This window comes from Aureispira anguillae (assembly GCF_026000115.1).
GTDB lineage: Bacteria > Bacteroidota > Bacteroidia > Chitinophagales > Saprospiraceae > Aureispira > Aureispira anguillae.
This window is the reverse complement of the sequence record NZ_AP026867.1, coordinates 2,801,871-2,816,977: the sequence shown is the minus strand read 5'-3', so window position 1 is coordinate 2,816,977 and position 15,107 is coordinate 2,801,871. Positions and strand designations below refer to the sequence as shown.

The 15,107-nt window shown below is 36.4% G+C and carries 11 protein-coding genes; 6 read left to right on the top strand and 5 right to left on the bottom strand.

Going from position 1 to position 15,107, the window contains the following annotated elements; all coding sequences use genetic code 11:
• Positions 1 to 30: 30 nt before the first annotated feature.
• Complete coding sequence (locus AsAng_RS10975; protein WP_264792826.1) at positions 31 to 1,194, top strand: hypothetical protein; 1,164 nt, start codon at positions 31 to 33, stop codon at positions 1,192 to 1,194.
• A 2-nt stretch (positions 1,195 to 1,196) separates the two neighbouring features.
• Here AsAng_RS10975 and AsAng_RS10970 read toward each other — a convergent pair whose 3' ends face one another.
• Positions 1,197 to 3,305 (bottom strand): ComEC/Rec2 family competence protein, encoded by a 2,109-nt coding sequence (locus AsAng_RS10970; protein ID WP_264792825.1) that lies wholly within the window; start codon positions 3,303 to 3,305, stop codon positions 1,197 to 1,199.
• A gap of 377 nt (positions 3,306 to 3,682) precedes the next feature.
• On the opposite strand from AsAng_RS10970, the gene AsAng_RS10965 reads away from it, so the two are divergent.
• From AsAng_RS10965 to AsAng_RS10955, 3 genes are all read left to right on the top strand, one after another.
• Positions 3,683 to 4,885: a hypothetical protein gene (locus AsAng_RS10965; RefSeq protein WP_264792824.1), complete on the top strand. Its 1,203-nt coding sequence runs from the start codon at positions 3,683 to 3,685 to the stop codon at positions 4,883 to 4,885.
• A 127-nt stretch (positions 4,886 to 5,012) separates the two neighbouring features.
• On the top strand, positions 5,013 to 5,696 hold the full coding sequence (locus AsAng_RS10960) for a hypothetical protein (protein WP_264792823.1): 684 nt from the start codon (positions 5,013 to 5,015) through the stop codon (positions 5,694 to 5,696).
• A 312-nt stretch (positions 5,697 to 6,008) separates the two neighbouring features.
• On the top strand, positions 6,009 to 8,516 hold the full coding sequence (locus AsAng_RS10955) for a hypothetical protein (protein WP_264792822.1): 2,508 nt from the start codon (positions 6,009 to 6,011) through the stop codon (positions 8,514 to 8,516).
• Between the two features lie 148 nt (positions 8,517 to 8,664).
• Here AsAng_RS10955 and AsAng_RS10950 read toward each other — a convergent pair whose 3' ends face one another.
• Both AsAng_RS10950 and AsAng_RS10945 read right to left on the bottom strand, forming a co-directional pair.
• A complete protein-coding gene (locus AsAng_RS10950; RefSeq protein ID WP_264792821.1) occupies positions 8,665 to 10,014 on the bottom strand; it encodes an MFS transporter in 1,350 nt (449 codons plus the stop codon).
• 335 nt (positions 10,015 to 10,349) lie between these two features.
• Complete coding sequence (locus AsAng_RS10945) at positions 10,350 to 11,099, bottom strand: glycosyltransferase family 2 protein (protein WP_264792820.1); 750 nt, start codon at positions 11,097 to 11,099, stop codon at positions 10,350 to 10,352.
• 521 nt (positions 11,100 to 11,620) lie between these two features.
• Here AsAng_RS10945 and yaaA point away from each other — a divergent pair.
• The gene (gene yaaA, locus AsAng_RS10940) at positions 11,621 to 12,370 is read left to right on the top strand and encodes a peroxide stress protein YaaA (protein ID WP_264792819.1); all 750 of its coding nucleotides are present in this window, start codon (positions 11,621 to 11,623) and stop codon (positions 12,368 to 12,370) included.
• A 131-nt stretch (positions 12,371 to 12,501) separates the two neighbouring features.
• The gene (locus tag AsAng_RS10935) at positions 12,502 to 13,728 is read left to right on the top strand and encodes a glycosyltransferase family 4 protein (protein WP_264792818.1); all 1,227 of its coding nucleotides are present in this window, start codon (positions 12,502 to 12,504) and stop codon (positions 13,726 to 13,728) included.
• 285 nt (positions 13,729 to 14,013) lie between these two features.
• On the opposite strand, the gene AsAng_RS10930 is transcribed toward AsAng_RS10935, so the two are convergent.
• Positions 14,014 to 14,151, bottom strand: coding sequence for a hypothetical protein (locus AsAng_RS10930; protein WP_264792817.1), 138 nt, complete (start codon positions 14,149 to 14,151; stop codon positions 14,014 to 14,016).
• A 201-nt stretch (positions 14,152 to 14,352) separates the two neighbouring features.
• Positions 14,353 to 14,931: a hypothetical protein gene (locus AsAng_RS10925; protein ID WP_264792816.1), complete on the bottom strand. Its 579-nt coding sequence runs from the start codon at positions 14,929 to 14,931 to the stop codon at positions 14,353 to 14,355.
• Positions 14,932 to 15,107 lie beyond the last annotated feature (176 nt).

The window sequence follows — 15,107 nt, the reverse complement described above, 5'->3', positions numbered from 1 at the left end:
CATAAATTATCTGATCAGAAGACCCATGCTATGAAAAATTCTATTCTTGCCATTTTTTTTGGACTACTTTTTTTTTCTTGCCAACCAATTGTATTGCCCGAACCTATTACTGCCTCTTTTGAAAAAACATATGGTGAAGGGGGAATAGATTATGCAATGGCAGGAACCATCTTAAATGATTATATTTATTTGATTGGAACCTCCAACGGTAGGCAACCTATTTCTGGCGGTCTGCTTTTGGTAAAAATAGATCAGATGGGAAAAGAGCTATTTCAACGATCTTATGGTGGTAATATATCAGATGGCGGAGGTAATATTATTAGTACTTCAGATGGTAATTTGTTGCTGTTAGGACGAACGAGAGTTGCCGTGAATTCAACTACTACTCAGGATGATATTTTTTTGCTAAAGGTAACTCCCGATGGGGATACTTTATGGACTCGAACCTATGGCGACCTGCTTGCCTTTGATACGGCAAAAGGACTGATCGAAACCGATGATGGAGGTATTTTGTTATTGGGAGGAGCATACAATGGCTCATTGCGTGATTTTAGAGCAATTCGTTTGGATGCGCAGGGCAATGAAATTTGGCGCAAGGTCTATACGAGCCCCTATGACGACAATGGTGTTGATATCGCACGTGCAGGCAACGATCATTATCTGCTCTTTGGGCGCAGGCAGGCGGGAGATGATGATTTTTATACGATTAAAATCAATGGGCAGGGAGATAGCATTTGGACAGCCAGCTATGGAACTCCTTATTATGAAGAAGGACATAGTATTTATAAAACGCAAGATAATGGTTTTATTTTATGCGGGCATTCTTCGGGGGTAGATCCATTGCATAATTTGTACTTGGTCAAGATTGATGCAGATGGGAAATTGATGTTTGAAAAAAATTATGGTGGAGCTATGCACGATGGGGGAACGGATGCCGTGGAACTGGATAATGGAGATTTTTTGTTGGTTGGAGAAACGGATAGTCACGGGAATGGAAGCAAACGTGGTTTTTTTGTACATACCGATTCTAGTGGAAATATAGTCGAAGAAAGAAGCTATGGCGGTGATTTGTCCGATAAGTTTTCAGCCATTTTATTAACCAATTCTGCTCATTATTTGATAGGAGAGAGTGCTTCTTTTTCCCAAGATACAAAGGCTGATTGTTATGTAGTTAAACGAAAAAATAACGAGTAATTTTACCAATCAATTACCCAAGCTCCTTCCGAAGAAATGTCTACAAAATCAATATTCAAGGCTTGACATTCTTTGACCCATTGCTTAATTTTCCAAGGACTGTTAGAAGCGTCAAAGAGTAATTTTTTATAAAAATATAGCTGCTCAATTTGTCGGATGCTTTTTAATTTGGGATTACCTTGTACCAAAACATAATCAACTTCTAAAATGGCATGTGATTGTTGCAATGTGCTCTGAGGGGTATATAAGGCTAACCGCTGGCGAAAAAACTGTCCTTTTTTGTTCCTGTAATGAACCTTATTTGTTTGAATGCTATCTTCTAAGGAATAAATCTGATGGTCATTGATTCCCATAGACCAAAGGTGATTTTGTTGACTATATTGCATTTGAGGCGTTCCAATGAGGTTAGAATCTGCCCAAGTGATGCAATTCCTACCCGTTATGTAGCTAAATAGCGTATTTTTTCTATGGTTATAAATACAGAATTGCACTTGTTGGGATTGATCGTAACGCTGTAAAGCATGATGTCCCAGTAAGATGGTACAAAAACTAAGTGGGATAAATGCCCATTTAAGCTGCCGTTTGGAGAGTAGATAGATTGTACTAATAATAAGCCCATACCAGCTCCACATTTGCCAAGATTCTAACCAAAATCCATCCCAAACCGCTCCTGGTAATTGCTGAATAGCAAAAATGAGGCTGTTCATTAACCAAACAGCAGCATACAAAAGATAGCCAAGGGCTGTGCTTAAAACCGGAACAAAATAGAGCAAGAAAAGGCATAAGCCAATGCCTAATATAAGACCAGCAGCAGCAGTTACCACTACTCCTGATAACCAAAAAAAGACAGGAAACTGATGAAAATAATAGAGACTAATGGGAAAGGTTGAGATTTGAGCAGCAATGGACAAGGCTAAACCTTTCCAAATCCAATTGCCTACGGTATGTTCAATATACCAAAATTTGTAAATCTTGGGATGCAAGTAGATAATACCAATTAGTGCTAAATAGGACAACTGAAATCCTACATCAAATAATAAAAATGGATTGATACAAAGCAATAAAAAAGCAGAAGCTGCTAAGGAGTTATAAACATTGATTTTTCTACCCAATAATTGTCCTACCAAAATAAAAGAAAACATCGTACAAGCTCTTAAAACAGAGGCAGAAGCACCCGTTAACAAAGCAAATCCCCAAAGTAAGCTTAATAGAAGTAGCGTTTTGACTTTTTTCCACTTTCGATTTTCACTTCGGATTAGCCCCAACAAAAAACTAATTAAGCCTGCTAGAATGCCGATATGAAGCCCTGAAACAGCTAATACATGCATGGCACCAGTATCGGCATAAGCGTTTCTAATTTCTTTGTTGAGTTGGTCTTTAGCGCCTAAGATTAAGGCAGCTGCAACCGCATATTCATTGGGAGAGGGCAGATGTTGCTGCAAAATTTTTAGCAGTTGCCCTTTACATGCATGGATAAATTGATACAGAGACTTGTTTTGATTGGTATTAATTTTAACCCATTGTTGAGTTGGTAGATAGGTTTGATGGTAAATGTTTTTTGGATGGTAATAGCTGCGTTGATCAAAAGCTTTGGGGTTAAGTGGTTGGGTCAGTGGCTTGACTGCTGCCTGAAATAAAATTTGATCGCCATAGTTTAATCTGCTACTTATGGTATCCAGTTGAAAATAAGCAAGTACTTCTCCTGAACAAGCTGTTAACTTGTTTTGCGTAGATTGTAGCCCTTCTATACTTAATGTCGTTCGGATGCTTTTTAAATTAATTTTTGGAATGCTACTGATGGTCGCAAGATAGGTGGCTTTAGGCAACAATTGTTGTTGAATGTGCGTGGTGTTATTTCGGTCGTCTTGAATGTAACTCATAAGATAGCCCATTTGGGATAAGGGCAGGAAAAGCCAAATTCCCCAAATTCTTATGGTAGAAATACTAGGTCTGTCTTTTGGGATTCCAATTGCCAATACCGTTAATAAAATCAACTGTATCAGTAGTTGGGACAACCATGAAAGACTATTGGCTCCCCACCAATTATAAAAGCAGATGCCAAACAAAAAGGGAATAAGAAGTCGAACAAATGGAATTTGTTGCCAAGTCATTGTACCAAATATTGGGGTGTATAAGAGGTCTGTGTATTTAAAATATTATTACGAATAGATATACGAACGAACTATAAGCAATAGTGCTCATGGAGTAAGCCACACCGAATTAAAGCGCAATAATATTCATTTATTTCTAAAGGTATAAAAAACTATGTGTATTGCCTAATTATAGTTTATAATTGAATAATAATGAATGGATAACCTTCCTTTTACTCATTCAGTTTGCCGAATACTCATTCAGGCTAAAGTTAAGTTGGCATTAGCGTATCTTTTGGTCACTAAGTGCGTTAATATAGCATAAATACACGAAGTATTAACACAAATAACATTGATTAAAAAGAACCTGAAATTGTAATCAAAATACTTGCGAAATTATGAAAACAATCATTTATCATCTTACCATTATTATTGCTTTACTCGCTGTGGGATGTGTCCAAGAGGAAGTAGATCAAGCTGAAATAATTCCAACTCAAGAGCCTTTAGATGGTAAGAAACCTGTGGCTATACTGACTTCTTCAAAGATTGATTTGCCTACCCAAGAGGAGGCATTAGATCACAAAACAGGTATAAGGAATAAGATTTTTAAAAAATCCCTAACTACAGATTTAAATCAGCTGGCAACAATAGAAATTGTTCAGTTGATAGAGCAAGGTGCAAGCCAAAAGGAGATTGCTTTGGCTTATGAGGAGTACGGGGATAATTGGGTCAAAAAGCAAGAATACAGTGCGGCAATTAATGCTTATAAAGAAGCAGAAGAAATTAGGGAAACAGATATGAAGCAGCTATACCTTAAGTTAGCAAAAACGTATGCCTTAAATGGTGAATATTATGGTTCTATGGAGGATTGTTTAAAACAGGCTAAAGCCTTGGGGTTTGAGGATTATAAAGTCCTGCTCTATGATGAGGCTTTTGAGGGCTGGAGAAAAAAATATGATTTTGTAGATGGATTTGGTGAATTGTTTGGAAAGGGGCAGGAAATGATGTTTAACGTTTTTATTGCATTGGGAAATCAAAAAAACTTAATCAAGGATTATACCGTAGGACCAATGGAATTGTTTGAAAATACGGAGTATGCGCATCGAGAGCGTGTTGGTTATTATAAAAATCGACCTGTCATCCGCACACATTTTGAAAATTTTGTAGAGGGACTTAACGAGGATAGATTTAGCCGAGAAGGAGGGGATGATTATCGTTATGAAATGGTGTTGGCAAACAATAAAAACTATGTGGCAGTTATTTACAGTAAGGAAGAGGTGTGGTCAGAATATATTTTGCCTAAAGAATACCAACTGGTGACGTATGATAGGAAGGGAAACAAAGTAGCAGCATTAGAAATAGCTAAAAGAGGCGCACTTAAAAGGGGCAAAGGTTTTGTGTTGCATCCCGATCATACCTTCGAGATAACCAATTATAAGTTAAAATGGAAAAATAGTGCAAAGGAAAGGTGTGACCAAGAAGGGACTTATTTGAAGTATGAGGATTTAAAAATGGCAGAAGCAGAGGAAAGAACTACCTATAAGATTAGTGCAACAGGGCAAATTATTCCTACAGAGGGTGTTTTGCTGGGAATGCGTTAGCATTTTCTTCAATGCACCAAAATAAGAAAGATTAGCATCTAATTAGGCAAACGTTGATTCTTATTGCTTTGGCATACCCTTTGACCTATAAATTGTCTATTTATTTCATTTCTAAAAATTCATTATTATGCAGCTACTCAAAATTAGTTTTATTGTAACTCTGCTTATTAGTTTATGTTCTTTTGCAGTATTGTCAACACAAGAAGACGGAAAGGAGCAGTTGTATAAAGATTTCTTAAGTAAATTTAAGCAAATAAACTTGCCGAATGAAGTGATGCTAAGAGCTAATATCCCTCAACTTAGAGCATTGGAGAATGGAGCAGAGGCGCAAACAGAGCTAAAAGAAGAACCCGTTGTTGATCCCTCTATTTTAGATTCTAAGTATGATGAATTTATCCTAGAAATTGGTTTGGGAATGATGAGCCGAATGGGACCTAGTACTTATCGTGCTGTGCTTGCATTGGCATCGAGCGGAAAATATAGTGCTGTTGTTTATAGTGAATCTCGTTCTTTTGATGGAGGAGCACTTTCGTATAAGTTGGCAACTTTTGATGCAACAGGTAAACCGATCGCATCAAGATATTTGGGATATGCAGGTCTAGAGGAACAAGTAAAATTGAAGGTTACTGAAAAGATGGAATTAACGGTTCATGCTATGGTTGCACAAGAGGGAAGCGAAGAATATAGAGTAAAGGACACGAAAAAAATGTTTATTACTCCCAAAGGAGAAATTTTGGTGCACAATGAGGTTAAACCTTCTAAAATAAAGCCCCTTCAGAAAAGTGTAAAAAGTAAATTTACATCACTTTAATCAAGAAAGAGCTTTTGTTAGCATAACAAAACGAGTAAATTTAACGTTATATAAAATATCAAATCCCTTTTTGCTTTAGTTTTAAAGCAATTGAAAAGCAACCTGTTAGGGTTGCTTTTTTTTGTACAGCTAGGATTTTTTATTTATTGGTAGAATTGGGAACTATTCGCTTAAATACTTAGTTTAAATAATAAGCAAAGTGTAATTCTGTAAAATAATGCACCTTTTTAGGAGTACTTACTATTACTATTTTATGAAAAGACAATTTGTTTACCTGATGTTTATTTTTTCACCCAACACAACCAATAAAATATGTCAAATAACCGTGAACGTGACTTAGTTTTAGCCCCCAATGAATATGCTTTTATTTCTGATCAGACCAAGGGAAATGTCATTACTTATGTAGGACCTTATAAAACCAGTATGGCCAATACTGATCAGCCTGTATTTTTTAACAAAAAAAATAAAACCTTTGATGCTTGCTCTTTAGAGGAAGCAATTAAGACCTTTGCCACTGCTCCAGAAGGGTGGTATATTGTGCTTAAAAACCCTTCTATAAATGGCAAACAGCCCCAAGTAGGAACTTCCAATACTTCTTCTGAATTACAGATCGGACGCAAAGTTAACCTACCTGGACCCTGCTTTTTTTCGCTTTGGCCTGGACAAATGGCACAGATAACAGAGGGGCATCATTTGCGTTCTAATGAATATCTAATTGTTCGAGTTTATGAAGAAGAACAAGCCCGAAAAAACTGGGATAATGCGGTTATGACCCCACAAAATACCAACCCTGAAAACATAGGAGAAGAAGGAAAAACGGGAGAAATCAATGCAGAGGAATTGTCAATGGGGCAACTGTTGGTTATCCATGGTAATAATGTTTCGTTTTATATTCCGCCAACAGGCGTAGAAGTACTAAAAGATAAGACAGGAAATTATGTGCGAAAGGCAGTGACCTTAGAACGTTTAGAATATTGTATTTTATTGGATGAGGACGGAAATAAACGGTATGTAAAAGGACCCGCTGTTGTTTTTCCGCAGCCAACAGAGCGTTTTGTTGAAAAACAAGGTTCTCGAAAATTTAAAGCAATTGAATTGAATGAAAATAGTGGCATTTATGTAAAAGTAATTGCTCCTTATACCGAAAATGAACAAACCTATAAAGTGGGGGATGAGTTGTTCATTACAGGAAAGGATCAAATGATTTATTATCCAGGACCAGAGCATGCCTTGGTGAAATACGGAGAGCAAGAAATTTATCATGCAGTAGCCATCCCACATGGTGAAGGGCGTTATTTCTTGAATCGAAACACAGGAAAAATAGGCTTGCAAAAAGGACCCTGTATGTTTTTGCCCGATCCTAGAGAAGCCGTTATTGTGCGTAGAATTTTAACCCCAAAACAAACTAAGTTATGGTTTCCTGGCAATGAAGAAGCCTTGATTTATAATAATCGTTTGCAAGAAATTTCGGATCGTCAGCAAGAAAAATTATTGCAAGACAAAACGAAGAAAAAAGGAAAAATTCCTCCCATTCAACAAAAACAAGCCTTGATTGATATGGAGTTGTCCGCAGACGAGGAAACCGCTATTGAAGGGATTATGAGCAATACTTTTGACCGTAAGAACGACATGACTAAGCCCCGAATGTTGACGCTCAACAACAAATACGAGGGGGCAGTAACCATTGATCTTTGGACAGGTTATGCGGTTTTGGTTACGAGCAAAACAGGTGAACGAAAGGTCATTGCGGGCCCTCAAACTTATTTGTTGGAGTATGACGAGACCCTTCAAGGAGTTGAATTGTCTACAGGAACGCCCAAGACAGATGATCAGACGTTAAGAACAGTCTATTTGAGGGTGTTAAACAACAAAGTATCGGATGTGATTCGAGCAGAAACCAAGGATTTTTGCGATATTGATATTTCGGTTTCTTATCGGGTCAATTTTACAGGTGACAAGGACAAATGGTTTAATGTTGAAAATTATGTCAAGTTTTTAACCGATCATTTGCGTTCTGTTCTGCGCAATTCATTAAAACAATTTACGGTTTCTGATTTTTATGCCAACGGAATTGCGATTGTGAGAGACTTGATTTTAGGAGAACGGGCAGAAGATGGCAAACGAAAAGGTTGGTTATTTCAAGAAAATGGAATGCATATTTATGAAGTAGAGGTTTTGGGGCTTAAAATATTGGATAAGGACATTGAGCGCCTCTTGTTTCAGACTAAGCACCACGAAATTCGAAAAAATATTGAATTGTCTAATCGCCAAAAAGAATTGGTCTTTACCAAAGAAGTTGAGGGACTCAACCAAGAAATGGCGGTGACCAAATCGGAGACGCATCAAATTAATCTGGAATTAGAAAAGGTAGAAATTGCTAAAGCCATGGAGGTAGAATTGGCAAAAATTGACAGCGATTTTAAAACTAAAAAAGAAGCGCTAGAAGCTCAACTAAAGGAACAACAGCAACAACTGGAGATTAATCGACTTCGTTTGGAACAAGAAAAAGAAAATCAAAGTTTGCAGCTAGAAACAGCACAGCATTTATTGGAACAACGCCTTCAGGGATTAAAAGCGGAAGTAGATGCTGTTGTCAAAAAAGCAGCGGCTATTTCTCCTGATTTGATTGCTGCTCTTCAGGCATTTGGCGATAAAGCTCTAGCTGAAAAAATGGCTGAAACAATGGCACCTCTTTCTATCATTGGGGGCAAAAGCGTTGTGGATGTATTTGCCAATTTGGTGAAAGGTACTAAATTAGAACGAGTTTTGAATCTTGCAATTGAAGATAAGGAAGATAATGCTACCTTAGGGAACGAATAAGGATAGATTACTGCTGTGAATTTGGCTAAAAACCTACCACCGATTTAAGTAAGTAACTACGTATAATTAATGCTGCGTAGTTACTTATCGGTAGGTTTTTAGCCAATATTTATAAAGGAAACCAATTAAGATCAGTGCAAGCAGAGTATTAATCTAACACATCCTCTAGTACATCGTCCCAAGGATTGTCAAAATCTTCTTCGGCAATCTTTTTCATGTCGGCTTCCAAATTAGTTTGTTGTAGAATAATAAATCCAACGACAAAAAATAGCGTCATAAACAGCATGCTATTTCTCATGGATCCCGTTAATTGATTGATAAAACCAAAGGCAAAGGTTCCAATTACAATGGCTAATTTCTCGGTAATGTCAAAAAAACTGAAATAAGAAGCCGTATCTTTGGTAGATTTGGGAATTAGCCTAGAATAAGTAGATCTAGAAATGGATTGAACTCCTCCCATTCCAAAACCTAAAACACCTGCCAAAATATAAAAGCCGATTTTGAGGGTTAGGAAATAGCAAATGATACAGATCATTACCCAAATGATAAGAATACTACCAATGGTAAAACGACTGCCTTTTTTATTGGACAACCAAGCAAAAAAGTAAGCACCAAAAATGGCTAATATTTGCAAAATTAAAACCACCAAAATCATTTCAATTGTTGTTACACCTACTTCTTTGGAAGCAAATAAAGGAGCCAATAACATAACCGTTAGCACGCCCATACTATAAAAGAAAAAGGACAGCAAATAACGTTTCATGGTAGTTCTTGCTTTGATTTGTGCCCATACCTTTTTTAATTCTCCAAGCCCTCGACCCAATACTTTGGAAGACATTTTGTTGTCGGTAGGGCGATCTTTTAGATAATAAAAAGCAATTTGGGCAAAACCCATCCACCAAAGCCCAACCAACAAAAAACCAAATTTGGTAGCAGCACCAACATCCCCAAAGCCAAGGACAGTTGGATTCATAATCAAAGCGAGGTTAATACTTAGTAGAATAACACTGCCGATATACCCAAATGTAAAGCCCTTGGCACTGATGCTATCCATGCGATCAGAGGTGGCAATTTCGGGCAAAAATCCATTGTAAAAAACCAAAGAACCAGCATACCCAACACTTGCCAATACAGAACAAGCAATCCCATATTCTATATTGGGACCCTCAAAAAAATACAGCCCCATACAGGACAGCGATCCCAAATAGGTAAAAAATTGCATAAAGCGTTTTTTGCTTCCTGTGTAATCTGCAATTCCCGATAATATAGGAGAACTAACAACAATAATTAAAAAGGAAAAAGAAATAGCATAGGTAAAGAGTACAGCGCTAGAAATATTAATTCCAAAAAAAGAAACCATTTCTCCTCCAAAAGCAGCTTTGGTTACACTTTCATAATAGGAAGGAAAAATAGCTGTGGTTACAATCAGATTATAAACTGAATTTGCCCAATCGTAAGAAGACCAAGCATTGATAAGTCTAGGGTTGTTCTTTTTCATAATAGAAAATGGCTCTAAGTGGATTCTTTGAAGTATTAACGTAATAGATACTATAGGATAGGTCTATTTTGCAATATAAGAATACCCCTTTAAGAAAAGTCTTATTTCTCTAATTTTCTTGGAGGAGCTTACAAAGAGGCTGTTGCTAAGGGGGGCTTCTAAAAGCAGAAGCAAGTTTAGGGTGGGAACGGGTTAACATAAAAAAACGGTTCCAATTAGAAAAATCCGTAGTGGTAGGAAGGAAAGGAGGGGCAAAAGAATAATTGCCAATTTGAAGAAGTTGCTACAGAGTTTCCCTTCAAATTGGCAACGTTTTAAATTCAATTTAACGATTCTTATTTTAATCGTTTATAAATGGGCGACTTAAGGACACCTAGTTTATTAAAAAAGTGCTTAACTGAGACAGCCAATACGCCCAAGCCATATTTGATAGAGCGTGTTAAATTGATAGAAGAAGCCTCTTCAAAATACTTAGTTGGGCAAGTGACTTCCCCAATATCAAAACCAGCGTAAATAATCTGAGATAGCATTTCGTTGTCAAAAACAAAATCATCATCGTTGGCATTAAAATTAATGGTTTCTAGTACTTCTCGGCTAAAAGAGCGGTAGCCCGTATGGTATTCTGACAATTTGTAGCGCACCAATACATTTTGAGAAAAGGTTAAAAAACGGTTGGCAATGTATTTATATAGCGGCATTCCTCCCTTAAGGGCTCCTTTGCCCAAAATTCTAGAACCTAGTACTACTGGGTATAAATCTTCTCCAATGATGTTCACCATAGAGGGGATTAATTTGGGCGTATATTGATAATCGGGATGCAGCATAATGACAATATCAGCACCAATTTCTAGTGCTTTATTGTAGAGTGATTTTTGATTTCCACCATATCCCTTATTGTTTTCATGGATGATGATATGCTTAATTCCTAGTTGACGTCCCACTTCTGCTGTATGATCCTTACTGGCATCATCACAAAGAATCACATCGTCTACAAGGTCAAAAGGAATTTCTTTGTATGTCATTTCAAGTGTTTCAGCAGCATTGTATGCTGGCAAAACGACCACAACTTTTTTGTTTTTGTACATAAAGTATTGATATCTATATGGTAGTTAATTCATTACTCCGCTAGAAAATCGTATCAACTTGATAATTAGCAACGTGTAATCTTGTTGGTCAAAGTATTAAAATGCTGATTATCAAATTTATGTAAGATGCTTTTTATGTTTTTTTCTTCAAAAACTAAACAACTATCTCATGACCATAGGGAGCCAATCAGCGGAGTATTATAATTTTGACCTAAAATTAAAAAATAAATGGAATTTGCCCTAAAAAAGTAGAGCTATTCCTAGAACAAGCTGTAAAATAGAAAATTGCTTCTTTGATAACCACACATTAGCAGTATTGCTAATGGTATGGTCCATCGACTTACTTAGAAGCAATAAATTCTTTTTGGTAGTAGAACGATATTATTAGCTGTTTTGTATGAATATAGATTCTTAATTAATAAAAAATGCTCTATTTCTTTTTTTAGTATTATTTTTGCGGCGTTGTTTTTTAGACAACAACATCTGACAACTTCAATTTAAAATTTACGATCTATATCTACATGCTATTATTATTATCACCAGCCAAAACACTAGATTTTCAAGCCACATCCGTTCAAAATTACACGCAACCTCAATTGTTAGCGCAGAGTCAAAAATTGATCAAAAAAATGCAAACCTTTGATGCCCCAAAGCTACAAAAGCTAATGGGAGTCAGCGAAAAGATAGCAGATTTGAATGTAGAACGGTTTAATAATTTTTCAGTTCCTTTTGACCTATCGAATGCCAAACAAGCAATCTTGGCTTTTAAGGGGGATGTTTATCAAGGCTTGGCGGCTGAAACATTTGATGAAAAAGAATTAGCCTTTGCACAAGAGCACATTGGGATTTTATCTGGCTTATATGGTTTTTTGAGACCCCTAGATTTGATGCAGCCTTATCGGTTGGAAATGGGGACAAAACTTAAAATTCGCCAAGCCAATAATTTATACGAGTTTTGGAAATCGACCATTACCGAGCAAATTAATGCTACCCAAACAAAGGATATTGTCAACTTAGCCTCCAACGAATATTTTAAAGCAATAAAAAAGAAAGAGCTAAACGGCAACCTATGGACGGTCAATTTTAAAGAACTAAGAAACGGAAAATATAAGGTCATTTCCTTTTTTGCCAAAAAAGCAAGAGGAATGATGGCACAATATGTGGTCAAAAATCGTTTGCAAAACCCTGAGGATATGAAGTCCTTTGATTTAGATAGTTACCAGTTTAATGAAGCGCTTTCTACCGAGCGTGAATTGATGTTTACTCGGTAGACTTTTAGACTTTGATAGCTGGAATAGAGCTATTTTAAGCGTGTAATTTATCCTATTAAGCTGTTATATAGCTCGCTTTGCTTGCGAGTCAACAAGCAGAGTTGGTGCTGTCCTTAGAAAATTAATAAAAGATGAAAATACTTCAGTTGTGTAAAAAATTCCCCTTTCCATTAAAAGATGGTGAAGCTATTGCGATTACTTATTTAGCGAAGGCTTTGAATAAATTGGATTGTGAGGTAACTTTGCTGGGGATGAATACAAGCAAACATTTTTTTGATGAAAAGGAGGTGCCTAAAAGCTTTGACCATTATGAAGCAATGCATTTGGTAGATGTTGATAATCGATTAAAAATTAAAGATGCCTTTCTGAATTTGTTTAGCAGCCAATCTTATCACATATCACGCTTTATCTCACCCCATTTTGATGCTAAATTAATCGAACTGCTAACTCAAAACGACTACGATATTGTACAGTTAGAAACGCTCTATTTAGCCCCTTATGTAGATACCATTAAGAAGTATTCTAAGGCAAAGGTGGTGATGCGTTCGCACAATGTAGAACATGAAATTTGGAAAAGAATAACGGATAATACCTCTATTGGTGCCAAAAAGGTTTATCTGAGTTTGTTAACCAAACGCCTAGAGAATTTTGAGCTAGAATACTTGAATAAGTATGATATGATGGTAGCCATTACGGAGCGAGATTTGAATTTTTTCAAAAAATTGGGCTGCAAAATTCCTGCTCATGTAACTCCTATTGGTTTAGAATTGGAGGACTATAAACAAAAAAGAACCGAGCAAAAACAGCCTACGTTTTGTTTTATAGGTTCCTTAGATTGGATGCCCAATATAGAAGGGATAGAATGGATTTTGGAAGCGGTTTGGCCCAAGGTATTAGAAGCCGTTCCCGATGCTGTTTTTCATATTGCAGGGCGAAACACACCCGCTACTTTGCTCGAAAAAAAGTGGAAGAATGTGGTCATTCATGGCGAGGTTCCAAGTGCATCAGATTTTATCAATTCTCACGATGTTATGCTCGTGCCTCTTTTTTCGGGGAGTGGTATGCGAGTTAAAATATTGGAAGGCATGGCATTGGGCAAAGTAGTACTAAGCACAGATTTGGGGCTAGAAGGAATCCATGCTCGACACAACAAAGAAGTTTTGATTGCGAACGAAGCGTCTGCTTTTGCTCGTGAAATTATTCGTTGTTACGACAATTCCGATTTTGTAACAGAAGTAGGAATGGCTGCGGCCGATTTTATTCACCAGCATTATGACAATGTATCCATTGCCAACCGCTTGCTGGATTTTTATAAGGAGTTGATCCGTCCTAGACCTGTTTCTAAAGTGCAAAATTAAGCATAAGTACACTGTAACAAAAATTTCTAACTATTTTTTAATCGAGTACTGGACAGAATTGATTGTGCTTAGTTATTTAAGAATGAGCCAATTTAACAACAATTGCATTGACTCATTCTGTACTTAGGTAAAACTACGTTTTTTTAGGCTTTGGAGCAGGCGGATTGTTGCCTCTTCCTTTCCCTGATTTATTGCCTGTAGTACTTGGCCCATTTGACGGGCGGTTTTTAGTCTTGCTCATCGTATTAATGATTTAATTGTGGAATAAATAATTTAAAATCTACCTTAATCTTTCTGATTGGGATTTAGTTGTGTTCCTCGATTGCCTTGGGCTTGATCGTACTGTTTGTTCGTTCCATCTGTTCCTTTGTTGGCATTCTGTTGATTCGATTGATTGTCTTTTGGATCAATTTTCTTGCTCATTTTCTTAGTTTTTTAATTGTGAAAAATAGATTGGATCAATGCAAAATTTTGACCATCTGTTGTTATACAAAGATGAAATAAAATTATAAGAAAAAAAAGGGGTAGAAAAAGACGAAAAATGAACTGCCAACATTTAGAGTTGAAATCCTAAGTTTTTGAATTGAAATCCAGCAAAAAAAATTTTAAATTTTTTTGAGCGTGTTAGTTTGTTTCTACAAAATGGCGGTGATTAATCTTATCAATTAGGCTTGAACCATCAAATTTTTGCGTTAGTTTTATTTTAAAAGCATCTTCCATGATGATATGTTTATCATAGGTAACCTTTGAACGAAATTCCTCTCTAAGTTCTTTCTGGAAACGTTCAATGCAATTAAGATTTGCCAAAAAGCTTTTTTCGGCAATAAAATCAGCACTATTTCTAGTTGAGCGGAGTTTGTCTAACAAGTCTTTTAGATTAATGCTTAAAATTGCTGTTCGGTATTCTTTGGAAGCAGATTTATAAACAATCCTCATGGTATTGTTTATTTTAGTGGCATAGACAACTTGCGTTGGATACAAATACAACTTTCCCTTTTTGATGTCAATTTCGATTTTGGATTCAACAGTAGAAAACAAATTGTGTGCAGATAAATTATTGGAGAATAAGCTGGCCGCTTTAATGTTTTGGGTTGTTGATTGAAATAAATTTTCCCCACCCGAATTTTGGAGGAGCGCATAACCAACAATAAAAATACAGCATAAACTTAGCAGGTAAAAAAGCCCTTTAAATAACTTAGCCATGAGGGGAATTTTAAAATGTGCAATAATATTAAATATATTTAAATTTAAATTATCTGCAAAATAAAAATGAATTTAGAACGTTACTTTTCGCCAGATCTCGTATAAAAAGGCAATATCTTCATCCGTTATGATCGCTTTAGGAACCAAAAATCAGCGTAGCTAATAGAAGTTATTAC

Excerpts from the sequence above, each read along its gene's own strand:
- AsAng_RS10945 (WP_264792820.1), bottom strand. The coding sequence starts at position 11,099 with ATGTACAAAAACAAAAAAGTTGTGGTCGTTTTGCCAGCATACAATGCT.
- AsAng_RS10955 (WP_264792822.1), top strand. The coding sequence starts at position 6,009 with ATGTCAAATAACCGTGAACGTGACTTAGTTTTAGCCCCCAATGAATAT.
- AsAng_RS10960 (WP_264792823.1), top strand. The coding sequence starts at position 5,013 with ATGCAGCTACTCAAAATTAGTTTTATTGTAACTCTGCTTATTAGTTTA.
- AsAng_RS10935 (WP_264792818.1), top strand. The coding sequence starts at position 12,502 with ATGAAAATACTTCAGTTGTGTAAAAAATTCCCCTTTCCATTAAAAGAT.
- AsAng_RS10925 (WP_264792816.1), bottom strand. The coding sequence starts at position 14,931 with ATGGCTAAGTTATTTAAAGGGCTTTTTTACCTGCTAAGTTTATGCTGT.
- AsAng_RS10965 (WP_264792824.1), top strand. The coding sequence starts at position 3,683 with ATGAAAACAATCATTTATCATCTTACCATTATTATTGCTTTACTCGCT.
- AsAng_RS10975 (WP_264792826.1), top strand. The coding sequence starts at position 31 with ATGAAAAATTCTATTCTTGCCATTTTTTTTGGACTACTTTTTTTTTCT.
- yaaA (WP_264792819.1), top strand. The coding sequence starts at position 11,621 with ATGCTATTATTATTATCACCAGCCAAAACACTAGATTTTCAAGCCACA.
- AsAng_RS10930 (WP_264792817.1), bottom strand. The coding sequence starts at position 14,151 with ATGAGCAAGAAAATTGATCCAAAAGACAATCAATCGAATCAACAGAAT.
- AsAng_RS10950 (WP_264792821.1), bottom strand. The coding sequence starts at position 10,014 with ATGAAAAAGAACAACCCTAGACTTATCAATGCTTGGTCTTCTTACGAT.
- AsAng_RS10970 (WP_264792825.1), bottom strand. The coding sequence starts at position 3,305 with ATGACTTGGCAACAAATTCCATTTGTTCGACTTCTTATTCCCTTTTTG.